24 protein-coding genes are annotated in these 22,200 nt (G+C 53.3%); 13 read left to right on the top strand and 11 right to left on the bottom strand.

Annotated elements, in window-relative coordinates:
- Positions 1-62: 62 nt before the first annotated feature.
- Together flhC and flhD are read right to left on the bottom strand one after the other, a co-directional pair.
- Entirely contained in the window at positions 63-641 is a 579-nt protein-coding gene (gene flhC, locus ACMGGE_RS02970) for a flagellar transcriptional regulator FlhC (RefSeq protein ID WP_008500416.1), read from the bottom strand.
- A gap of 2 nt (positions 642-643) precedes the next feature.
- A complete protein-coding gene (gene flhD / locus ACMGGE_RS02965) occupies positions 644-994 on the bottom strand; it encodes a flagellar transcriptional regulator FlhD (protein WP_008500415.1) in 351 nt (116 codons plus the stop codon).
- Between the two features lie 795 nt (positions 995-1,789).
- Here flhD and uspC point away from each other — a divergent pair.
- Positions 1,790-2,218: a universal stress protein UspC gene (uspC, locus tag ACMGGE_RS02960; RefSeq protein ID WP_045908186.1), complete on the top strand. Its 429-nt coding sequence runs from the start codon at positions 1,790-1,792 to the stop codon at positions 2,216-2,218.
- Between the two features lie 15 nt (positions 2,219-2,233).
- Here the strand turns inward: uspC and otsA are convergent, their stop codons facing one another.
- From otsA to araF, 5 genes are all read right to left on the bottom strand, one after another.
- Entirely contained in the window at positions 2,234-3,658 is a 1,425-nt protein-coding gene (gene otsA / locus ACMGGE_RS02955) for an alpha,alpha-trehalose-phosphate synthase (protein WP_420293335.1), read from the bottom strand.
- Positions 3,633-4,436, bottom strand: coding sequence for a trehalose-phosphatase (gene otsB, locus ACMGGE_RS02950; protein ID WP_045908184.1), 804 nt, complete (start codon positions 4,434-4,436; stop codon positions 3,633-3,635). Before otsB ends, otsA begins: the two co-directional genes overlap by 26 nt.
- A gap of 176 nt (positions 4,437-4,612) precedes the next feature.
- Complete coding sequence (araH, locus tag ACMGGE_RS02945) at positions 4,613-5,602, bottom strand: L-arabinose ABC transporter permease AraH (protein WP_175430159.1); 990 nt, start codon at positions 5,600-5,602, stop codon at positions 4,613-4,615.
- Between the two features lie 11 nt (positions 5,603-5,613).
- Positions 5,614-7,128: an L-arabinose ABC transporter ATP-binding protein AraG gene (gene araG / locus ACMGGE_RS02940; RefSeq protein ID WP_045908182.1), complete on the bottom strand. Its 1,515-nt coding sequence runs from the start codon at positions 7,126-7,128 to the stop codon at positions 5,614-5,616.
- 71 nt (positions 7,129-7,199) lie between these two features.
- Positions 7,200-8,189, bottom strand: coding sequence for an arabinose ABC transporter substrate-binding protein AraF (gene araF / locus ACMGGE_RS02935; RefSeq protein ID WP_008500409.1), 990 nt, complete (start codon positions 8,187-8,189; stop codon positions 7,200-7,202).
- 788 nt (positions 8,190-8,977) lie between these two features.
- On the opposite strand from araF, the gene ACMGGE_RS02930 reads away from it, so the two are divergent.
- Positions 8,978-9,481: a non-heme ferritin-like protein gene (locus ACMGGE_RS02930; RefSeq protein ID WP_045908180.1), complete on the top strand. Its 504-nt coding sequence runs from the start codon at positions 8,978-8,980 to the stop codon at positions 9,479-9,481.
- 156 nt (positions 9,482-9,637) lie between these two features.
- On the top strand, positions 9,638-10,981 hold the full coding sequence (locus ACMGGE_RS02925) for an anaerobic C4-dicarboxylate transporter (RefSeq protein WP_262801487.1): 1,344 nt from the start codon (positions 9,638-9,640) through the stop codon (positions 10,979-10,981).
- A gap of 42 nt (positions 10,982-11,023) precedes the next feature.
- Here the strand turns inward: ACMGGE_RS02925 and ACMGGE_RS02920 are convergent, their stop codons facing one another.
- Positions 11,024-11,275, bottom strand: a complete 252-nt coding sequence (locus ACMGGE_RS02920; protein WP_008500405.1) for a DUF2766 family protein — start codon at positions 11,273-11,275, stop codon at positions 11,024-11,026.
- A 109-nt stretch (positions 11,276-11,384) separates the two neighbouring features.
- The gene (gene azuC, locus ACMGGE_RS02915) at positions 11,385-11,468 is read right to left on the bottom strand and encodes a stress response protein AzuC (protein WP_014884364.1); all 84 of its coding nucleotides are present in this window, start codon (positions 11,466-11,468) and stop codon (positions 11,385-11,387) included.
- Between the two features lie 234 nt (positions 11,469-11,702).
- Between azuC and yecR the strand changes: the two genes are divergently transcribed.
- Together yecR and ftnA are read left to right on the top strand one after the other, a co-directional pair.
- On the top strand, positions 11,703-12,041 hold the full coding sequence (gene yecR / locus ACMGGE_RS02910) for a YecR family lipoprotein (protein ID WP_063622001.1): 339 nt from the start codon (positions 11,703-11,705) through the stop codon (positions 12,039-12,041).
- A 202-nt stretch (positions 12,042-12,243) separates the two neighbouring features.
- The gene (gene ftnA, locus ACMGGE_RS02905) at positions 12,244-12,741 is read left to right on the top strand and encodes a non-heme ferritin (RefSeq protein WP_014884366.1); all 498 of its coding nucleotides are present in this window, start codon (positions 12,244-12,246) and stop codon (positions 12,739-12,741) included.
- A 36-nt stretch (positions 12,742-12,777) separates the two neighbouring features.
- Here ftnA and ACMGGE_RS02900 read toward each other — a convergent pair whose 3' ends face one another.
- On the bottom strand, positions 12,778-13,119 hold the full coding sequence (locus ACMGGE_RS02900; protein WP_262778117.1) for a hypothetical protein: 342 nt from the start codon (positions 13,117-13,119) through the stop codon (positions 12,778-12,780).
- Positions 13,120-13,348: 229 nt separating this feature from the next.
- On the opposite strand from ACMGGE_RS02900, the gene tyrP reads away from it, so the two are divergent.
- Positions 13,349-14,560, top strand: a complete 1,212-nt coding sequence (gene tyrP / locus ACMGGE_RS02895) for a tyrosine transporter TyrP (protein ID WP_420293334.1) — start codon at positions 13,349-13,351, stop codon at positions 14,558-14,560.
- Between the two features lie 156 nt (positions 14,561-14,716).
- Here tyrP and ACMGGE_RS02890 read toward each other — a convergent pair whose 3' ends face one another.
- Positions 14,717-15,385, bottom strand: a complete 669-nt coding sequence (locus ACMGGE_RS02890; RefSeq protein ID WP_111966388.1) for a YecA family protein — start codon at positions 15,383-15,385, stop codon at positions 14,717-14,719.
- 424 nt (positions 15,386-15,809) lie between these two features.
- Between ACMGGE_RS02890 and ACMGGE_RS02885 the strand changes: the two genes are divergently transcribed.
- From ACMGGE_RS02885 to ACMGGE_RS02855, 7 genes are all read left to right on the top strand, one after another.
- The gene (locus tag ACMGGE_RS02885; protein WP_200448138.1) at positions 15,810-16,931 is read left to right on the top strand and encodes a branched-chain amino acid ABC transporter substrate-binding protein; all 1,122 of its coding nucleotides are present in this window, start codon (positions 15,810-15,812) and stop codon (positions 16,929-16,931) included.
- A gap of 99 nt (positions 16,932-17,030) precedes the next feature.
- On the top strand, positions 17,031-17,945 hold the full coding sequence (locus ACMGGE_RS02880; RefSeq protein ID WP_008500397.1) for an ABC transporter permease subunit: 915 nt from the start codon (positions 17,031-17,033) through the stop codon (positions 17,943-17,945).
- Between the two features lie 11 nt (positions 17,946-17,956).
- Complete coding sequence (livM, locus tag ACMGGE_RS02875) at positions 17,957-19,231, top strand: high-affinity branched-chain amino acid ABC transporter permease LivM (protein WP_420294168.1); 1,275 nt, start codon at positions 17,957-17,959, stop codon at positions 19,229-19,231.
- Positions 19,228-20,103, top strand: a complete 876-nt coding sequence (locus ACMGGE_RS02870; RefSeq protein WP_046092823.1) for an ATP-binding cassette domain-containing protein — start codon at positions 19,228-19,230, stop codon at positions 20,101-20,103. Before livM ends, ACMGGE_RS02870 begins: the two co-directional genes overlap by 4 nt.
- Positions 20,100-20,816 carry an ABC transporter ATP-binding protein gene (locus ACMGGE_RS02865; protein WP_008500393.1) on the top strand — a complete coding sequence of 239 codons (717 nt, stop codon included), beginning with the start codon at positions 20,100-20,102 and terminating at the stop codon, positions 20,814-20,816. Before ACMGGE_RS02870 ends, ACMGGE_RS02865 begins: the two co-directional genes overlap by 4 nt.
- A gap of 154 nt (positions 20,817-20,970) precedes the next feature.
- Positions 20,971-21,462 (top strand): Hcp family type VI secretion system effector, encoded by a 492-nt coding sequence (locus tag ACMGGE_RS02860; protein ID WP_008500392.1) that lies wholly within the window; start codon positions 20,971-20,973, stop codon positions 21,460-21,462.
- Entirely contained in the window at positions 21,459-21,938 is a 480-nt protein-coding gene (locus tag ACMGGE_RS02855; RefSeq protein WP_069718969.1) for a DUF2778 domain-containing protein, read from the top strand. The genes ACMGGE_RS02860 and ACMGGE_RS02855 overlap by 4 nt, the downstream gene beginning before the upstream one ends.
- Positions 21,939-22,200: the final 262 nt, after the last annotated feature.

Raw genomic sequence — 22,200 nt, 5'->3', positions numbered from 1 at the left:
CGGGGTAAAAAAAAGCAGCGGTAATCGCTTACCGCTGCTGGAATCTTTCCCACACGTTCGGGTTAAACAGCTTGTTCGATCTGTTCATCCAGCAGTTGTGGAATAATATCGGCAGCATCCCGGGAAAGTTTACGTCTTTTTACTGCGCGGGATGGAGGCTGACATAAACTACAGGCGAAGCTGCCTGCAGGCTGATGAGCATGGGTAATAAAATTGCCGTTGCAGCAGTTGCAGCGCGACAGCTCAAGCATTCCGCTCTCAACAAAACGCACCAGCGTCCATGCGCGGGTCAGCGCCAGCAGAGGGCCTTCTTCCTGCTGTGGGCATTGTTCAAGGTAAAGTTTGTAGGCTTTGATCACGGCGTCAACGCCGCTACACAAACCGGTTTTGAGAAGATACTGCCAGGCATTACAGAACATGGAAGCATGAATATTCTGCTCCCACGTCATAAACCAGTCGGTAGAAAACGGCAGCATGCCTTTCGGCGGGGGACTACCACGTAACTCTTTGTACAGTTTGATCAGACGGCCACGGCTCAACTGCGTCTCGCTTTCCAGCATTTGTAAACGAGCACCCAGTGTAATCAGCTCCATGGCTAACTGTATGTCACGCGCTTCCTGAACAATGCTTTTCTCGCTCATTGCTAGGCCCTTTTCTTACGGGCTACGTCATCAGGCTGGCTGATTTCGTTAAGCAAGCGAGTGGAAAGAAGAATACCGGTATGGATCTGTTGAAGATCGTCTACACGGGACTCCTGCGTCAGACGCGTTATTGTCTGTGAATCATCGAAACGGAACTGGCAAACCAGTTGATTCGTTTCAGCCAGTTTAACCATCTGCGGGAGGGTTAAGCCGCCCAGCATGGTTGCCATTTCTTCGTTAATACCCAGACGAAACATCGCGGACGCCTTGTCCTGACTAATCAAACGCTGCGCGAGCAGTAAATACGACAAATTGATGTCATAGATATGTTTTAGCAACTCGGATGTATGCATTGTTCCCATCCCGAATAACCAACTATTATTTTTATGCGGAAAGACCGCACCCCGTGATGTCGCCGGGAAATCACCCGGTATAAAAAAGAAAAGGCTAAATGCATAGTTGAATTTAGGTTTGTATTCATCGAAACGCGTAAGAGAGGAAACGCGAATGCGTCTCTTACATGTTTTATCATTTCTTACAAATAACTAAGATTTTTCCTAATTCGACGCAAACTCTACTCGTCAGTTTTGACACATACAATCCAGCCATCCTCAAATTTAAAAAAAATGTGATCCACGTCACACAATTTAAGTGAATATGACCCATAAATCCATCAGTATGACTTGTAATTTGTTCACTTATTGACCAATCGGCACTGTTTTGTATTCTTAATTGACGAATACTCATGCAGAAGGGGGATCAGAACTGGCATGCAATGTGCTTTTCCATCGGGGAGCATGGCGCGGAAACATTTACATCAAACACCCCTTCGGGAAACATTTTTCTTACTGTGAAAAAACATAGAGTTATGCAGGGAGCCTAAAAAAGATGTTTCAGTCCGTGATCATTCGAAATGATTTTGTAACGCGTAAAAACGATTCAATAGTCAAGGCATAAATTTGTGTGATTTACGTTAAGTTGTTAATTTTTTTCATTTAGGCCCATTTTTCAGTTATTCTTCTTATAAGAATAATTAATGAATAATTATGATAAGCTTCACACTAATGTCGTAATCAGCCCTTGCAGAACCTGGAAATTCGCGGTAAAGGTGATCAAACGCTGTCAGTCAGACACCCAAGGAGTGCGCCATGAGTTACTCCCATCTACTTGTTTCTGTTGCTGTTTCCCCAGAAAGCCATCAACTCGTCGCCCGGGCGGTGTCCATTGCCAGACCCCACAATGCCCGCATCAGCCTCATCACGCTTGCGGCCGAACCGGAGATGTATAATCAGCTGGCTGCCCCTATGCTGGAGGATATTCGTGAGGTACTTCAGGAGGAAACGCAGCAATTCCTGCGCGAGCTGGTAGAAAAGGCAGATTATCCCGTCTTTGAGACCGTTATTGCGACAGGAGAACTTAATGCCCATATTCTCGATATGTGTCGTAAACAGAATATTGATTTAGTGATATGCGGGAATCATAACCACAGCTTTTTATCGCGCGCGGCCTGTGCGGCGAAATCTATTGTCGCGTCAAGCCAGGTTGATGTGCTGTTAGTACCGCTTGGGGGGCGTTAACCCCCCAGGGAAATATCAGGCAAGTTTAGGGAAGGTTGCGATCTTTTTTTGTAAATCGCCTTCATGGCTTTGTGGGGCGATATCGCGGAGATCCTGAATAAAACGCGCCTGCCAGTGGTTAATATCGTTTTTCCGGATCGTCTCCATCATTTCAGCATGGCGGGAAATACGCTCCGTGAGCGGCATGGTCAGCGCGCGGTTCAGGGCGTTAGCCACGTCATCGCGATCGTAAGGGTTCACGATCAGCGCCGACGTGAGCTCATTTGCTGCCCCGGCAAACTGGGAGAGCACCAGCACACCCGGATCGGCGGGGTCCTGCGCCGCCACGTATTCTTTCGCAACCAGGTTCATCCCGTCGCGCAGCGGCGTCACCAGGCCGACGTCCGCGTAGCGGAAGACCTTCATCAGGATCTTACGGTCAAAGTGCTGGTTCAGATAAAACAGCGGCGTCCAGCCCAGCTGCCCGTAGCGGCCATTAATCCGCCCTGCTTCTGTCTCCAGCTGATGGCGAATGTCCTGATAGGCCTGAACCTCACCGCGCGACGTCGGCGCAATCTGGGTATAACGGATTTTACCGTGATGCTCCGGATATTTATCCAGCAGCGTTTCATATGCCAGGAAGCGCTCCGGCAGCCCTTTGGAATAATCAAGACGCTCGACTGAGAAGATATTTTTCACGTGCTTGAGTTCATTCTTAAGCTGCGCCAGCTTTGGCGGCAGCGGGCCAGAGGCCTGCTCCGCGATTTCGTCAGGTTCAATCCCTATTGGATACACTTCGGTGTGGAACGTTTTCCCCCACGCCGTATGGGTTTTCCCGCCTTTGGTTAACAGACGCGCTTTCCCTGACACGGAGTCAAGGAATGCCAGTCGGTCATTTTCCGTCTGGAAGCCCAGCAAATCGTAGTCACACAGCGCCTCCAGCAGCTCTTCGTGCGGCGGCAGCGCGGTAAAAATTTCCGGCGTCGGGAACGGGATGTGCAGGAAGAAGCCAATCCGGTTATTCACTCCCCTCTTTCGCAGCTCTCTGGCGAACGGCAGCAGGTGATAATCGTGGATCCATAAAATATCGTCTTCTTCTATTAAAGGCAGCAGTTTATCCGCCAGCAGCGCATTCACGCGCGCGTAGCCTTCGAAGGATTCACGCTGGAATTTGACCAGGTCAAGACGATAGTGAAACGCCGGCCACAGGACGGCATTCGAGAACTGCGAGTAATACTCGTCGTAGTCTTTCTCTTTCAGTGCAAACGATGCCCACGTGATGTTCCCGCGCGTCACTTTTTTGAGCGGTTTCTCTTCTTCACTGATTTCTCCGCTCCAGCCAAACCACAGCCCGCCAGCGGCTTTCAAGGCACCTAACACCCCTACCGCCAGACCACCCGCACTGGCTTTTTTATCATCAGGCGGTGCGATTCGGTTAGAGACGACGACTAAGCGACCCATAATGGTTTCCCCCTTTGTTTTGCGCTATTTGTTGTTGTTGCTGGTTAGCGATATCAGATACCCACTGCCAGACGCTGGCGACATCCGCCAGCCGCCATTCGGCGACAGTGTCACCAGGCCCTACCTTAACAGCGATCCCTCCGGCCTGATTAACCACACGGAACCCGGCCTCGTCGGTCAGGTCATCCCCAAAGAAAACAGGCGTCCGGCCCTTAAAAGGTGCCTCCGCCATAAATGCGGCGATGGCTGCGCCTTTATTAATCCCCTTAGGCTTTAACTCCACCACGCATTTGCCCGGCTGCAGCGCCAGCTGTGGATGTTCATCCGCAACCGTCTGAGCAAGCGCAAGCACGGCAGCTTCATGCTGCGGCGCCTGGCGATAATGCAGGGCAAAGGCCATGCCTTTGGCTTCCAGCTCGGTGCCAGGCAGGTCTGCCAGCGCAGCAGAGAGCTGCTTCTGAAGCGTTTGCGTGAGTGCGTCGGGGAGTGAAACGATATGCGTTTGATCATGGATGTCGCGGCGCTCCGCTCCGTGTACACCGGCCAGCGGAAAGTGGTATGGACTGGCGAGCAGATCCAGCTCGGCCATTGAGCGCCCTGATATCAATGCCAGTGCTCCCTCATTCATGAGCGAGAGCTGATGCAAATCCTGTAACACCGCCTCCGGAATAGACACCTGATCGGGGTGCGGTTTTATCCCGGCGAGCGTGCCGTCGAGATCAAAAAAGAAAGCATAGTGTCCGGGCAGTACAGGCGGTGCGGTTAACAAGTCAGCCACCCTTTTCCTCCTTACGGTTGACGAGAGGCAAACGCCTTTACCTCTTTCATAGCCATGTAAGTATAGACAGTGTGACGTCGCTCGCCATTTGACAACCGCCCCGCCAGTTTTACTGGCGGGGCGGTTAAGAGGTCAACTATGGTTATAAGTTGAGCAATAAAAGAGGTGCAAAACGGTTACACGGTACGCTTCGCTTTTTGCTTGTAACGGTCGAAAATCACCGCTGCCAGCAGGATCAGACCACGTACCACGTACTGCGAGAACGGCGAAATATTCAGCAGGTTCATGGCGTTCTCTACCGTCCCTAAAATCAGGATACCGGCCACCACATATGAGATTTTTCCGATGCCGCCCTTGAGGGAAACGCCCCCTAGCACGCAGGCCGAAATGACGATCAGCTCATAACCGATAGAGGTCATTGGCTGGCCGCTGGTCATACGCGACGCCAGAATAATCCCCGCCGCGGCAGAAACCAGTCCTGAAAGCACAAAGATAATAATCTTGGTGCGCACCACCGGCACCCCGGCCAGACGGGCGGCCTCTTCATTACCGCCAATCGCCAGCGTATTACGGCCAAAGGTGGTCCGGTTAAGCAGGAAGCCGAAGAGGATCAGGCAGGCCACCGTCAGCCAGATAGGCGCAGGCAGACCCAGCCAGTTGGCGTACCCCAGCGTGAAGAAGCGTTCGTCTTCAATCCCCACCGCTTTACCGTCGGAGATGATATAGGCCAGCCCGCGGACAATTTGCATTGTCGCAAGCGTCGTGATCAGGGCGTTAATCTTCAGGCGCGCGATGACAAAACCGTTCACCAGACCGCTGATGACGCCGAGTAACAGACCGGCAAGGACGCCAATCCACAGGCTCTCCGTCATGTTGATCACCACGGCCGTCGTGACGCCTGCGCAGGCAATCACCGACGCCACCGACAGGTCAAAATCGCCGGAGGCCAGGCAGAACAGCATCCCGCAGGCCACCATCCCGGACATGGAGATGGCGAGACCCAGCCCCTTCATATTAATGAAGGTGGCAAAATTGGGAACAAAGATCGCGCAGGCGACGAACAGTGCGGCAAAGACCACCAGCATGCCGTACTGATCCCAGATACGCCCAACGCTCAACGCCGACTTCGACTTCGGCACTCCGGATGTAGTAACAGAGGACATCATTAACTCCTTACTCAGGCGACGGCCTGGCTAACTTTAGGCATGGCGAGGTTCAACGCCTGTTGTTCATTCGCCTGTTCATGAAGTAATTCGCCGGCAATTTCGCCTTCACGCATCACCACAATGCGGTCGGCCACGCCCAGCACCTCAGGCAGATCGCTGGAGGCGAAAAGCACCGCCACGCCGCGTTTTGCCAGCTCATAGATCACGTTATAAATCTCGTGTTTTGCCCCCACGTCGATACCGCGCGTCGGCTCATCCAGTAAGATGACCTTCATATCCTCTGACAGCCAGCGGCCCAGAATGGCCTTCTGCTGGTTTCCGCCTGACAGATTCATGATCAGCTGTTCCGGACCCGGCGTTTTGATATTCAGTGAACGAATATGGTGGTCGGCGTTACTCGACTCCCAGCTATCGTTTATCAGGCAACCGGCGCGAATAAACTTACGCCGGGCGGAAATATTGATGTTGTCGCGCACCGAGTGCACCGGAATAATGCCCTCCGCTTTCCGGTCTTCCGGACAGAGCATCATCCCCGCCCTGATCGCGTGGGCTGGTTTCTGAATATCTATCCGCTCGCCGTCAATGGAGACCTGCCCATCGGTAATACGGGTACCGCCGAACAGACCTTTCATCAACTCGCTACGCCCCGCGCCCACCAGACCAAACAGGCCGACGATTTCACCGCTGCGTACGGATAACGAAATCGGCGTTCTGACGCCCGGCGCTTTTACGCTATCCAGGCGCAGGCGTTCCGGGCCGTACTGGCGCGGCTGCCAGTGATAGATATCACCCAGATCGCGTCCGACCATCGCCTGGACCAGCTGGTCATGGTTCACCTGCGCCATGTCGGTAAAGGTGCGCACATAGCGTCCATCTTTAAACACGGTGATGGCATCGCTCAGGGCAAATATTTCTTCCATGCGGTGCGAAACGTACAGAATCGTCCGGCCTTCCTGACGCAATTCGCGGATCACGCGGAACAGATTTTCGATTTCCCGCTTTGAGAGCGAACTGGTGGGTTCATCGAAGGCAATAATTCTGGCGTTACGCGCCAGCGCCTTGGCAATTTCAACCATCTGCCACTGGCCGATGGAGAGATATTTCAGCGGCGTCTGGGGATCGACGTCCAGACCCAGGTGTTTAAGCTGCAGCCCCGCTTCATAATTAAGTAGCGAACGATTCACCACGCCGCCTTTATGCGGGAGCTGTCCTAGATAGATGTTTTCCGCCACGGTCATCTCAGGGATGAGGTGCAGTTCCTGATAGATAATGGCTACCCCGGCATTGAGCGCCGCCGTGGTATCGGCAAAAGCGACCTCTTCGCCGCGGATCGCCAGCGTGCCGGTCGTGGGCGAGTAGTTGCCGCTGAGGATTTTCAACAGCGTCGATTTTCCCGCACCGTTTTCCCCCATCAGGGCATGAACCTGGCCGGCATAGCAGTCGAAGCTGATATCGGTCAGCGCGTTAACACCGGGGAAGGTTTTCCCGATGCCGCGAAAAGAGAGATACGGATCAGACTGTCGCATAACGTCTCCGTGATTCCTGTAGTGTGTACGTCAGGCCCCTCACGAAGGATGAGGGGCACAATCACCGCGTATTACTTCCCGCCCAGTCCTTTTTTCGCCAGCTCCTCTTTGAAGTTGTCGCGGGTGATCAGCACCACGTCGGTCACTTCGGTAAATTTCGGCGGTTCAGCCCCTTTGGTGACCCAGTTGTAGAGCATCTCGCTGGATTTGTAGCCGTGAACGTCCGGGCTTGGCAGCAGTGAGCCGTAGAAGCCGGTGGCCTGCGCTTTGGACAGCTCGCTGACGGCGTCAACGCCGTTGATGCCAATCCCGATCACGTCAGGCGCTTTGAAGCCCTGACCTTCCGTCGCGCGCACCCCGCCCAGCACGGTGTTGTCGTTCATGCCGACCACCAGCCAGTGTTTGACTTCTGGATGCTGCACCAGCATGGAGTTCGCGGCGTCGAATGCGCCCGGGATATCGTTGGATTTGGTTGGGACTTTATAGATCTGTTTTTCCGGGAAGCCGGCTGCTTTCAGCGCGTCCATTGACCCGGTCGTACGACGACGTGCCGTGTCCAGCTCATCCGCAGTAATGGCCATCACCGCGGTCTCTTTGACATCCCAGCCGCGTTTTTGCATCTCTTTATAGAGTTCCTGGCCCTGACGCTCACCGATTTTGGTCGCCGCCATCATCACCAGCGGGACGCTGTCCATCGGCTTGCCTTTGGCGTTAACGAACTGATCGTCAACGGCGATGACCTTCATGTCATAGCCCCGGGCCTTGGCCGCGATGGCCGAGCCCAGCTTGGGATCCGGCGTGCAGATCACAAAACCTTTCGCGCCGCTGGCTGCCAGGCTGTCGATGGCGTTCAGGGTTTTCTCACCGTCAGGCACGGCGATTTTAATCACTTCAAAACCTAAGTCTTTCCCGGCCTTATCGGCGAATTTCCACTCAGTCTGGAACCAGGGCTCTTCAGGCTGTTTTACCAAAAAACCGAGTTTTAAATTCTCAGCAATAGCGGATTGTGACATAACGGCAGCCAGACCGATGGCCGCCAGCGCTTTAGTAAATTTGTGCATGGTAAACTCCAGCTTTAGCTTTCTTTTCTGTAGGGAATATTTGCGTGCTTCTTATTTAATCGGACTTAAAACAAGGCATTAGCGCTTACCTCGTCATAAGCGTTATTGCTGGTGATAGTTTTAGCGGGAAATTAATCATCCATAAGAGAGCCCCATCACACCGCAGAATTACAGTAATTGCGTACATAAATTCAGCGAAAAATGACATAAAAAAGGCAGGATTTGTCAGACAAATGAAACGAGGGTGAGCAGGATTATCCATAAGATTAGCTAAGATATCCCTGATGCCCTTTAACAGGCATGAGGACGCCAGACGTCAGAACGCTGCAGCATGTTTTTCATCAAAAACGCAGCACGTCCGGAGCATTATTTATTTCGTAGAATTTGATTTGGCGCAATTTTATTAATGCATCATATATTCGAAATAATCAATCCGTAATTCATTCTTTTACGGAGCATTATTCCGGCTTCATATCACCAAAAGAGTAACAGTATATCTCTTCGGTAAAAGCCATTAATTATCAATACATTAATGAGAGGGAAATTGATGGCGAGCTAATTGTATTTCTGTACTATATTAAAGTTTGTAATGTATGGTAAACACAGCCTATTTAAGAGTTTTCTTAGACCACAGACAAGGGTATGCTTATTTATATCGAACACAGGAAGTGAATTTCGGTCGACTTCGTTTACTGCAGAAAACGTATTTCTGCTCTTTTTCTTCGTATTTGCCTGACGCTCAGGTTAAGCAACGGACATCACGTCCCACCGTCAATAAGGATATGAGTATGGCTACCCAAACGATGATGCAAAAACTTAACGCGCAGATGAACCTTGAGTTCTATGCCTCCAATCTGCACCTGCACTTAAGTGCGTGGTGCGCTGAGAACAGTCTCACGGGGTCTGCCACCTTCTTCCGCTCTCAGGCGCAAAGTAACGTCACCCATATGATGCGGGTCTTTAACTTCCTGAAGGCCTCAGGGGCAAATCCTGTCGTTAAAGCCCTTGATGGGATCAACGAGAGCTATTCCTGCCTGGAAGAACTGTTTCAGAAGACGCTTGAAGAGTATGAACAGCGCTGCAGCACCCTCAACAAACTGGCTGATGAAGCCAAAGCGCAGCAGGATATTACGACGCTCAGATTCTTACGCGATATGGACAAAGAGCAGCAGCAGGATGGCCTGCTGCTGAAGACGCTGGCGGATGAGATCCATAATGCGCAGCAGGCAGGTTTATGTCCTGAGCAGACCGACCGTCACCTGCTCGACATTGTGGCGGTGCAGCATCACTGAGTTTTTGGCCTGCTTCCGTCCCGGGGAGCAGGTCCCCTTCCCCTCTCCAACCTTCTGCTTTTGCTGAAATTTAACAAATCAGATCTGGCTCCCAATGATTAACCACACAACGTGTGATGATTTATTTAATTACATAATCATTGACGAGGGAGCATCATGATCACCATTGAGTTTGTTGTCATTCTCCTCTGCCTGCTGACGGGTACGCGTTTCGGCGGGATGGGGCTTGGGTTAATCAGCGGTATTGGTCTTTTTATTTTATGTTTCGTCTTTGGTCTGCAGCCGGGTAAACCCCCGGTTGACGTCATGCTGACCATTCTCGCGGTGATTGGTTGTGCCGCTACCCTGCAAACGGCGGGGGGCCTCAACGTCATGATGCAGTTTGCGGAACGCCTGCTGCGCAAACACCCGCAGCACATCACCCTGCTCGCTCCGTTTACCACCTGGATGCTGACCTTTCTGTGCGGCACCGGCCATGTGGTCTACACCATGTTCCCCATCATTGCGGATATTGCGTTGAAAAAAGGGATCCGCCCGGAGCGCCCCATGGCCGTGGCATCGGTGGCATCGCAGATGGCGATCACGGCCTCCCCCGTTTCCGTTGCCGTCGTGTCGCTGGTGTCCATCCTGGCGGCCCAGCATGGGATCGGCCACGGGTGGGGAATTCTGGAAATTCTCGCCGTGTCGGTTCCCGCTTCACTTTTCGGCGTGGCTATTGCTGCGCTGTGGAGTTTACGCCGCGGGAAAGATTTGGCGGACGACATAGAGTTCCAGGAAAAGCTGAACGATCCTAAACAACGTGAATTTATCTATGGCGGAACGGAGACGTTAATGAATCAGCGTTTCCCAAAACAGGCCTACTGGTCCACGTGGATTTTCTTTGCCGGTATTGCCGTGGTCGTTCTGCTGGGGGCCTTCCCTGAGCTGCGCCCGGCCTTTGAACTGAAAGGCAAAATGACGGCCCTGTCGATGAACCTTGTCATTCAGATGATGATGTTAATTGCGGGTGCCGTGATGCTGATGGTCTGTAAGGTCAATGCCTCCGCGATTTCTAACGGCGCGGTGTTCAAGGCCGGTATGGTCGCGATCTTCTCGGTCTTTGGCGTGGCGTGGATGAGCGATACCTTTTTCCAGGCGCATCTCGACGAGTTAAAGCTGGCGCTGGAGGGCGTGGTGAAAAGCCACCCGTGGACGTATGCCATTGTTCTGTTTCTGGTGTCAAAACTGGTGAACAGCCAGGCGGCGGCGCTGACGGCGGTTGCGCCGATGGGGCTGATGCTGGGCATCGATCCGAAAATGCTGATCGCCTTTTTCCCGGCATCATACGGTTATTTTGTCCTGCCGACCTATCCCAGCGATTTGGCCTGCATCGGCTTTGACCGGTCAGGCACGACCCGCATCGGGAAATTTATCATCAACCACAGCTTCATTTTGCCAGGGCTGATTGGGGTGAGCTGCGCCTGTGCGGCGAGCTACCTGCTGGTTCAGACGTTCTTCTGACAACATCAAAGGGCGACACATGCCGTCGCCCATTTCCCTGCTTTAGTGAGATTCACCCTGCGGCGTGAATCGCAGCTCGATCAGCGCGATGGCTTTCTGGATCGCACGCAGCGTTACCGGGTCAGCGGCAGCAGGATGGCTGGCGAAGTCGATGTTTTTCAGCTGCGTAGACATCTTCTCGCGCACTTCAACCGGCGCAATCACGTCCAGAACATCGAGGATTTGTTTGATAACCAGCTGGCAGGCGACAACGTCAGAGACCAGTTCCTGATCGGCGCTCAGGTTTTGTGACATGGGGGCTTTCTCCTTATTTAAAGGCCGCCATAGTACCAAAACACGCCCCCTGACATCTTCCCTTCATCGCCTGCAGGTACAAAAAAACCCGCCGAAGCAGGTTTTTTTATCAGAACATGGCGCCCGGCGGCACGTCTTTAAAGGTGCGGCAGTAATTGGCCCACATACTTTTCAGGATTTTGCGCAGTTTCACGATGATGCTCCATTAACTTGTTATACAACTTTATCGTCAACGTGCTTATAATATGACCACCATCACAAAAATCAATACTTTTGTGACAAACATCACAATTTAATCAGCCAGTGGCCTGATGGCGTTCACCTCTGACCCGTTGCGAAGAGTGAGGGCAGATTGTCCGGCTATTCCAGCCATTGCGGCGGGCATCTGCGGGTACGATAACGTATTTCCATCCACTCAGAGCGAACCATGAAAAGAGTCATTGTAGCCGGCGCACTCCTGCTGCTCGCGGGGTGCAGTATTAACCGCCAGGCTGAAGTCAGCAGCCTCGACGCGCCGAACGGCATCGTCCGCCTCGATTACGGCCAGGCAGCGCTGCAAAATGCGTATTCCGATGAGTATGTGAACAACGGCACGGCGGTAAAAGCCTGTCAAAACATGGGGTATGCCACTGCCTCGGCCTATGGTCAGCCCATCAAAACCTGCACCCTCATTAGCGGTTCGTTGTGTCTGAACGAGAGCGTGACTATCCAGTATAAATGCCTGGGTTACGCCGTTAACCCTAAGTCAAATAATCCGTGGTATTAATCCAGACTGCCAGCCTGTGCTGGCAGTTTATTTCATTACGAACAAAAACAATTCTCATTAATAAATGATAAATCGCCAATGCGTTTTATTCCCATTCGTATTTTTAATAAATAAAATAAAGATTTTACGTTTTGCAAATAATTAAATAACAAATTATAGTGTCGCTCATTGTGAACCAGAAATAATAACCCGGAGCGTCACCATGCTGAAAACTGAAATGATCGACAAGCTCAACGCGCAAATGAACCTTGAGCTGTTTTCGTCCCTGCTCTACCAGCAGATGAGCGCCTGGTGCAGCTACCACAGTTTCGAAGGCGCGGCCGCGTTTCTGCGTCGTCACGCGCAGGAAGAGATGACCCATATGCAGCGTCTGTTTGATTATCTGACGGATACCGGCAGCCTGCCGCGCATTGAAACCGTGGCTTCCCCTTTTGCTGAATATAATTCTCTCGATGAACTGTTCCGCGCCACCTACGAGCACGAGCAGCTGATCACGCAGAAAATTAACGAACTGGTTCATGCCGCGATGACCAGCCAGGATTATCCAACCTTTAATTTCCTGCAGTGGTATGTAGCCGAACAGCATGAAGAAGAGAAGCTGTTTAAATCCGTGCTGGATAAATTATCGCTGGTGGGTAAATCCGGTGAAGGTCTTTACTTTATTGATAAAGAACTTTCCACGCTTGATACGCAGAATTAATTTCAGCGCGGTGCCGGTTTCCGGTACCGCGTTAATTTACATACACCCGGCACAGCTGGTGCAGCGCCAGTCGTGGGGATTCACGGCCTGGTAAAAATAGCGGTAGCTGGACGTCTCCAGCGGAATCCCCTTCTCGTAGAACATATCCGTCAACCAGTCGACATTCTCGATAATCCACTCATCTTCCTGTAAGCCTTGTGCAAAGGTCTCATCTTCAGGATCAATAACCGAATAGATCCCCCAGGTGCCCATATCCTTTTCGCGACGGGACTCGGGAAGATTCAGGGGCTGGTTCTGCCAGCTGATTATCCAGTGGCCATGACACAACAGGTTGCCTCCCCGGCTCCATGCCGCGGTAAAAGGATTCTCCCCCGCCATAACACCCTCACTTTATTTGATAATTTATATTTATTGTTTACGTTACGCCGGAATGTCGTGCAGCAGTATTGCCCTTATGAGGTAGGCATAGGCCAAAAAAGGATCGGAGGGTCATCAATACGTAAACCATTTTTTACACCACTTGTAACGGTGATTTGACGAGTTACGGCTTTTCCCTTACTCTGCGCCGCAGATTTTGTCGCGGTTAAGAAGCGTTGTAGAGGAAAGCGTGAAAAACAGAACTCTGGGAAGTATTTTTATCGTCGCCGGAACGACAATTGGCGCAGGAATGCTGGCAATGCCTCTGGCAGCCGCGGGCGTGGGGTTTGGCATGACCCTGCTGCTGCTGGGAACGCTCTGGGCGCTGATGTGTTACACCGCCCTGCTGCTGCTTGAGGTTTACCAGCACGTACCCGCCGATACCGGTCTGGGTTCGCTTGCGGCGCGCTATCTGGGACGCTATGGCCAATGGATAACCGGCTTTAGCATGATGTTCCTGATGTACGCCCTGACCGCCGCCTATATCAGCGGCGCCGGGGAATTGATCGCCTCCAGCGTCAACGACTGGTTTGGCTCTGACATTACCCCTGCGACGGGCACCATCTTCTTTGCGCTCATCGGCGGCGGCGTGGTCTGCGTCGGGACGTCGCTGGTCGATCTGTTTAACCGTTTTCTATTCAGCGCCAAAATTCTTTTCCTGATTGTCATGCTGGTCCTGCTGGCGCCGCACGTGCATAAGGTCAACCTGCTGACGTTGCCGCTGGAAAAAGGACTGGCGCTTTCCGCGATCCCGGTCATTTTCACCTCGTTTGGCTTCCACGGCAGCGTGCCGAGTATCGTCAGCTATATGAACGGCGATATTCGCAAGCTGCGCCGCGTCTTTGTGATTGGCAGCGCGATCCCGCTGATCGCCTATATTTTCTGGCAGCTGGTGACTCTGGGCAGCATCGACTCTTCAACCTTTATTGGGTTGATGGCGCAACACGCTGGACTGAACGGTTTTCTGCTGGCACTGCGTGAGGTTGTCACCTCGCCGCACGTGGAGCTGGCGGTACACCTGTTTGCCGACCTGGCGCTGGCAACCTCGTTCCTGGGCGTGGCGCTTGGCCTGTTTGATTATCTGGCCGACCTGTTCCAGCGTCGCAATACTGCCGCAGGACGGTTACAGACGGGGGCGATCACCTTCCTGCCGCCGCTGGCGTTCGCGCTGTTTTATCCACGCGGGTTTGTGATGGCGCTGGGCTACGCGGGAGTGGCGCTCTCGATCCTTGCTCTGCTCCTCCCCTCCCTGCTGGCCTGGAAGAGCCGCCAGCAGCATCCTCGGCAGGGTTACCGCGTGGCGGGGGGAAAACCGCTGCTGTGCGTTGTGTTTGGCTGCGGGGTAGTGATTATTCTGGCGCAGGTGTTGATTGCAGCCGGGATGCTGTCGGAAGTGGGTTAAATAAAAAAGGGGCTGTCATCAGCCCCTTGAGATTGATGACAAACCTCATCATTTATATTGATACCGTCTTTCTTGCCGGGTGGCGCTGCGCTTACCCGGCCTACCTGCTGAATGGAGGTGAACGAAACAAATCCACCTAAGTTAATAAAAAATTGATCAGTGCAAACAGCAGCTCTTAAACTTCTTCCCGCTGCCGCAAGGACACGGATCGTTACGCCCGACCTTCGTGCCGTTCACAATCGGCTTCTTCGCTTCCGGCTGCTGCGGGTTGTTCGCCCAGTAGTTATACAGGCGCAGCGCCGCAGGCTGGATGCTCTCGATGCTGGCGATATACTCCTCTTCGGACAGTTCATCCAGCTTGTCGCTGTTCTCTTCTGTACCGTGCAGCGCAATCGTATCAAGATCGGCCTTCAGGGCTTCCGGCAAGGCTGACCAGTCCGTCAGCGCCACGCCGCGCATATAACCGTAGCACCACTCTTCCACCACGGTATAACTCTCACCGTCCACGTCGTTATAGCCAAACATCGGTTCGAACTGATCCGGGTATTCGCTCAGGCGCTCGGCAATATCGTTCATGTGCTTAAAGCAGAGATCGATAAAACGGTTCATCTCACGATCGTTTTTCCAGCGCGGGATATATTTCTCGCCGCCCCACACCGCCACCAGCCAGGCATCTGGCTCAACGACAACAGGGCCGGAAAGCACTGCGGTAAGCATGCCGTCCAGTTCGGACACGTCAATCACGGACGCGTCATCATGACCGTAAGACATTAACGTCTCTTCAAGCCACGCCATCTCGCTTTCATTCAATGGGCCTTCAGTCATCGCTGACACTCCTGCAAAAAAGGAAACGATCCTAACACATATCTCACGCCTCTCCGGGCTGAAGTTTAGGTCTTTATTGCTGCAAAAACGTGCAAACCGTGACCTTTGCACAACTTATGGGCTTTATTGTTAACGATATGTGATCTCCGCTGTAATTTCTTCTCCTCCCGCAAGGCGGCATAACGCGGCGCTCTATACTCAAACATGTCACAAGCCCGTCAATGGGTTAACCATTCTGGCAACGTTTTTGCTTAATGTTCTTCGCGCGACGCTGCGCAGGGATACCTCGCCGTATATGCAGGATGCCGTCTGTATCTTGTTCGTTTAGTGCATTTTGTTCTTGCTCGTGTTTCGGATTGGCTGCGCCGTCGGGCGTTCGGGTTTACGCCGTGGTGCAAAAACCTCTTTGCTAAGGAACATAATAATGTCGCTGAAATTTATCAGAACTCCTCTTTCTCTTGTGCTGGCCGGTTGTCTGGTGACGGCGTTTTCCGCCCGGGCAGATATTGTGATTGGCGTGGCCGGGCCGTTTACGGGTCCCAATGCGACCTATGGCGATCAATACTGGCACGGCGCAACGCAGGCTGCTGAAGACATTAATGCCGCCGGCGGCATTAATGGTGAGAAGATCAAACTGGTTCAGGGAGATGACGCCTGCGAGCCGAAGCAGGCCGTCGCCGTTGCCAACCGTTTAGTTGACCAGGATAAAGTCAACGCCGTGGTCGGCCATTTCTGCTCCTCTTCCACCATGCCCGCCTCCGAGGTGTATAGCGATGCGGGGATCATCGCCATTACCCCCGGTTCAACCAACCCGCTCATTACCGAACGCGGCATGAGCGATATGTTCCGCATGTGCGGCCGCGACGACCAGCAGGGTCAGGTTGCCAGCGACTTCATCATCGACAAATTGAAAGCCAAACGCGTGGTGATCATTCACGACAAAGACACCTATGGTCAGGGTCTGGCTGACGCCACCAAAGCGGCGCTGGCGAAACGCGGGGTTCAGGATGTGATGTACGAGGGGTTATCCCGCGGTGAAAAAGACTTTAACGCGCTGGTCACCAAGATCGGTGCGCAAAAACCGGACGTCGTGTTCTTCGGTGGCTGTCACCCGGAAGCCGGTCCGCTGGTTCGCCAGATGCGTGAGCAGGGCGTACAGGCAAAATTCTTCTCCGGGGACTGCATCGTCAACGAGGAGATGGTGACCGCCGCGGGTGGCCCGCAATATACCAATGGCATTTACATGACCTTCGGTAAAGACCCGCGCCTGATCCCGGACGGCAAAGCGGTTATCGAGAAATTCCGCGCCGGTAAATTCGAGCCGGAAGGTTACACCCTCTACTCCTATGCCTCGGTACAGGCGATTGCCGTGGCCTTCAAGGCCACCGGCGGCAAGGATTCTGCCAAAGCCAGCGAGTGGCTGAAGGCCAATTCCGTCGACACGGTGATGGGCAAAAAAGCCTGGGACAGCAAAGGCGATCTGAAAGTCTCTGACTACGTGGTTTACCAGTGGGACGACAAAGGAAAATATAAGGAAGTGGAGTAACGGGACGGAGTCACGCTCAACGTCGATGGGCTCGCCCGTCGGCGCGTAATAAACATCAGGCTGCGCGGCTCGCGCAGCCTATAAAACGAGCGCGCTAAAATGAGTACATTCTTCCTGCAACAGTTAATCAATGGCTTAACGCTGGGTTCCGTCTACGGCCTGATCGCCATCGGCTACACCATGGTGTACGGCATTATCGGCATGATTAATTTCGCCCACGGCGAAGTGTATATGATTTCCGCCTATCTCTGCGCCATTGGCCTGGCGCTGCTCTCATTCTTCGGCCTGCAGTCCTTCCCGCTGCTGATCCTCGGCACGCTGGTGTTCACCATTGTGGTCACCGGGGTGTACGGCTGGACCATCGAGCGTATCGCCTATAAGCCGCTGCGCAACTCCACGCGCCTGGCACCGCTGATCTCCGCCATCGGGATATCGCTTATCCTGCAAAACTACGCGCAGCTGAGCCAGGGCCCGCGCCAGCAAGGGGTACCAACCATGCTGGACGGCGTGATTCGCCTGCATCTGGGCGAAGGGTTCGTGCAGATAACCTACACCAAAGTGTTTATTCTGGTGGCCTCGTTTGCCGGCATGCTGGTGCTCACCTGGATAATCAACCGTACCCGGCTGGGGCGGATGTGCCGTGCGGTGCAGCAGGATCGCAAAATGGCCTCCATTCTGGGGATTAACACCGACCGGATTATTTCGCTGGTCTTCGTCATCGGCGCGGCGATGGCGGGCCTGGCGGGGGTGCTGATCACCATGAACTACGGCACCTTTGATTTCTACGTCGGGTTCGTGATCGGCATTAAAGCTTTCACGGCGGCGGTACTTGGCGGCATCGGCTCCCTCCCCGGCGCCATGCTCGGTGGCCTTATCCTGGGCGTGGCGGAAGCGCAGTTCTCGGGCATGGTGAACTCGGACTATAAAGACGTCTTCTCGTTTGGCCTGCTGGTGATGATCCTGATTTTCCGCCCTCAGGGGCTGCTCGGGCGCCCGATTGTGGCCAAAGTGTGAGGGAGACAATGATGACGTCACACGGTTTTTCACTTAAACGCTGCATTCTGGACGCGATTTTCTCCGGGCTGATTGCGCTGATTATCTTCGGCCCCATTGCAGGCGTGGTGCTGGACGGATATAGCTTTACCTTCGCCGGGCAGCGCCTGGCCTGGATGGTCGGTATCGTCATGGCGGGGCGTTTTCTGTTGAGCGCTTTTTTAGGTACCGCTGCCGGGGCCCGCTTCCAGGCGCGCTTCGAGGCCGACAGCGCGGGCGTATATGTCCGCCCCCCGGAATATAAAAGCCGCATGCGCTGGATTATTCCCCTGGTGATTGCTCTTGCAGTTTGCTTCCCGTTTGTCGCCACCAAGTATGTGCTGACCGTCGCCATCCTCGGGCTGATCTACGTGCTTCTTGGCCTGGGACTGAACATCGTCGTGGGCCTGGCCGGTCTGCTGGATCTGGGATATGTCGCGTTCTACGCGATTGGGGCGTACGGTCTGGCGCTGGGGTACCAGTATCTCGGCTTAGGGTTCTGGAGCATGCTGCCGCTCGCGGCAATCATGGCCGCCGCCGCAGGCGCCCTGCTCGGCTTCCCGGTGCTGCGCATGCACGGTGACTATCTGGCCATCGTCACCCTCGGATTCGGGGAGATCATTCGCCTGATACTGAACAACTGGCTGACCTTCACCGGCGGACCCAACGGCGTGTCTGCCCCTCCCCCGACCTTTTTCGGTCTGGAATTTGGACGACGCGCGAAAGAAGGCGGCGTGCCCTTCCACGAGTTTTTCCACCTGACCTACAACCCGAACATGAAGTTTATCTTTATCTACGCGGTGCTGTTTCTGGTGGTGATGCTGGTGCTTTACATCAAGCACCGCCTGACGCGCATGCCGATTGGTCGGGCGTGGGAAGCCCTGCGCGAAGACGAAATTGCCTGCCGCTCAATGGGGTTGAATCATGTTCTGGTTAAGCTTTCCGCCTTTACGCTGGGCGCGTCCACCGCAGGCATTGCCGGGGTGTTCTTCGCCACCTATCAGGGGTTCGTGAATCCGACCTCCTTTACCTTCTTTGAATCGGCATTGATCCTCGCCATTGTGGTGCTGGGCGGTATGGGTTCTACGCTTGGCGTGGTGCTGGCCGCCTTTGTGCTCACGGTCACGCCGGAGCTGCTGCGCAGTTTTGCCGAGTACCGCGTCCTGCTGTTTGGCATGCTGATGGTGGTGATGATGATCTGGCGTCCACGCGGTTTGATCCGCATTAACCGCAGCGGGTTTGCCGTGCGTAAGGGCGTCGCACCATGAACGAAACGATATTACGCGTTGAGCATCTGATGATGCATTTTGGCGGGATTAAGGCGCTAAACGACGTCAACCTGGACGTGCAGCGCGGCTCCATTACCGCCCTGATTGGCCCCAACGGGGCGGGAAAAACCACCGTGTTTAACTGCCTGACGGGGTTCTACAGAGCCTCCGGCGGCAACATTTTGTTTAATACCCGCCATAAAACGACCAACGTGATTCAGGTCCTCGGGCAAAAATTCCAGCCCGGCGACTGGATTAACCCCGCGCAGTTCGGGCAGCGTCTTTTCTACAAAATGTTCGGCGGAACCCACCTGGTCAACCGTGCCGGGCTGGCGCGCACGTTTCAAAATATCCGCCTTTTTCGCGAGATGTCGGTCGTGGAAAACCTGCTGGTCGCGCAGCATATGCGCGTTAACCGTAATCTGCTCGCCGGGATCTTAAATACGCCGGCATACCGGCGGGCGGAAAGCGACGCCCTGGACAGAGCCTTCTACTGGCTGGAAGTAGTGGATCTGGTGGAGTGCGCCAATCGCCTGGCGGGAGAGATGTCATACGGCCAGCAGCGGCGACTGGAAATCGCGCGGGCAATGTGTACCGGGCCGGAAATGATCTGTCTGGATGAACCCGCCGCCGGGCTTAACCCGGTTGAAACGCACAAGCTGAGCGGCATTATTCGCTTTCTGCGGGATCATCATGACATCACGGTATTGCTGATTGAGCATGATATGGGGATGGTGATGGAGATTTCGGACGACATTATCGTGCTCGACCACGGCGATGTGATTGCAAGGGGGAAACCCGAGCAGATCCAGCATGATGAAAAGGTGATTGCCGCCTACCTGGGTACGGATGAGAGCGAGGTGTCCCTATGAGCGAACCGCTGCTGGCTTTTCGCGAGGTGGACGTGTTTTACGGCGTCATTCAGGCGCTGAAGCAGGTCTCTCTTGAGGTGAATAAGGGGGAAACCGTGGCGCTGATTGGCGCAAACGGCGCGGGTAAATCGACATTGCTGATGTCCATCTTCGGCCAGCCCCGTATCCGCAGCGGGCAAATCCTGTTCTGTGGTGAAGACATCAGCCATCAATCCACCCACTACGTTGCGTCCGGCGGCATTGCGCAGGCACCGGAGGGGCGACGAATCTTCCCCGATATGACCGTGGAAGAGAACCTGCTGATGGGGACCATTCCCATCGGCAATCAGTTTGCGGCTGAAGACATGCAAACCATGTTTGACCTTTTCCCTCGCCTTAAAGAGCGGCGCAAGCAGCGCGCGATGACCATGTCCGGCGGGGAACAGCAGATGCTGGCGATCGCCCGGGCGCTGATGAGCCGTCCAAAGCTGCTGCTGCTGGATGAGCCCAGCCTGGGCTTAGCCCCGATTGTGGTGAAGCAGATCTTCCAGACGCTGCGCGAGCTGGCCCGCAGCGGTATGACCATTTTTCTGGTGGAGCAGAATGCGCACCATGCGTTGAAGCTGTCTGACCGCGGGTATGTGATGGTGAACGGACAGATCCGGCTGAGCGGCAGCGGTGAGGAATTGCTGGGGAATCAGGAGGTGAGGAAGGCGTATTTGGGCGGGGTGTGATGTGATACCTAAGGAACCGTTAGAAATATTTTCATATAAATAACAATGAGATATTCACGAAAAGTATAGCACGCAATGCCTTGAGAAGGCCTGAGCTTGTTGATTTATTAGTCTTTGACAATCACGTCAAACTCACTGAAAAGGAGCGTTCAGAATGGCTATACCCGCATATTTATGGCTCAAAGATGACGGAGGTGCGAATATTACAGGTTCTGTAGATGTTCAGCACCGTGAAGGTAGCATTGAGGTTTTATCGTTTGGCCATGGTTTACACATTCCAACCGATGGCAATACGGGGAAACTAACCGGTACCCGCGTCCACTCTCCACTAACAATCGAAAAAGAGTTTGATTCATCCTCGCCTTACCTTTACCGGGCTGTAGCAACTGGCCAGACCCTAAAGTCAGCTGAAATCAAATGGTACCGTATCAACGATGCAGGGCAGGAAGTTGAGTATTTCAACATGCTTTTAGAAAATGTGAAAATCGTAGGGATAACGCCTGTAATGCATAACGTAAAAAATCCCTCAATGGAAAAACACAATCACCTTGAGGCGATAGAACTGCGTTATGAGAGAATCACATGGAAGCACTGCGACGGGAATATCCAGTTTACTGACGGCTGGAATATTCGGGTTACAGCATGATTATTGCTCGCTATGCATTGAATGGCTTACCGTCATCTATTCTTACCGTTCCGGGTATAGGAAACTTTCCGGCATTCTCAGGCCAACTCTATGGCAGAAACAATCCGACTATGGCAAGCAAACAAGAAATCGGACCTATCCCGCCAGGACGTTACTTCATCGTGAACCGGCAGAGCGGAGGCAGGCTCGGAGGACTAAGTGATTTTGCCCTGAAAAATATTTATGGCACCGATCGCTCAAAATGGTTTGCCTTATACAAAGATGACTGGCAGATAGATGATCAAGTATTTGTTGAAGGTGTCCGGCGTGGCCATTTCCGCCTCCATCCGATAGGACCAAGAGGGTTAAGCGAAGGCTGTATAACTCTTCTTCATCTGAGTGACTTTGATTACTTGTACGAAGCTCTTATGAAAACAACTATGATGCCGGTACCTTGCACGAGCTTTAAAGCTTACGGGACAATAACAGTGACATGAGGACTTTTATAGAAATCACCTTCAGCCTTGCAATCGGTCTTATCAGTTTTCTTTTATATACGCGCTGGCTTTTTATTTTGATACCTGTCGAATGGGCTTATGCCGTGATGGACCATTTCGGGACATACGGGATAGAAGAACTGGAGGATACGTTAGTCGATATCGCCTCTTTGTTTGGATTGCTTCCGGCAATTCTTACAGGTTTGTTAGTAAGAAAAGCAGTAAAAAGAATGTGATTTATGAGCCTTCAGGCTTAGCCTCG

It is taken from the genome of Enterobacter sp. BNK-22, assembly GCF_048684805.1.
In the GTDB taxonomy this organism is placed as follows: Bacteria; Pseudomonadota; Gammaproteobacteria; order Enterobacterales; family Enterobacteriaceae; genus Enterobacter; species Enterobacter quasiroggenkampii.
This window is presented reverse-complemented; position numbering and strand designations above follow the sequence as displayed.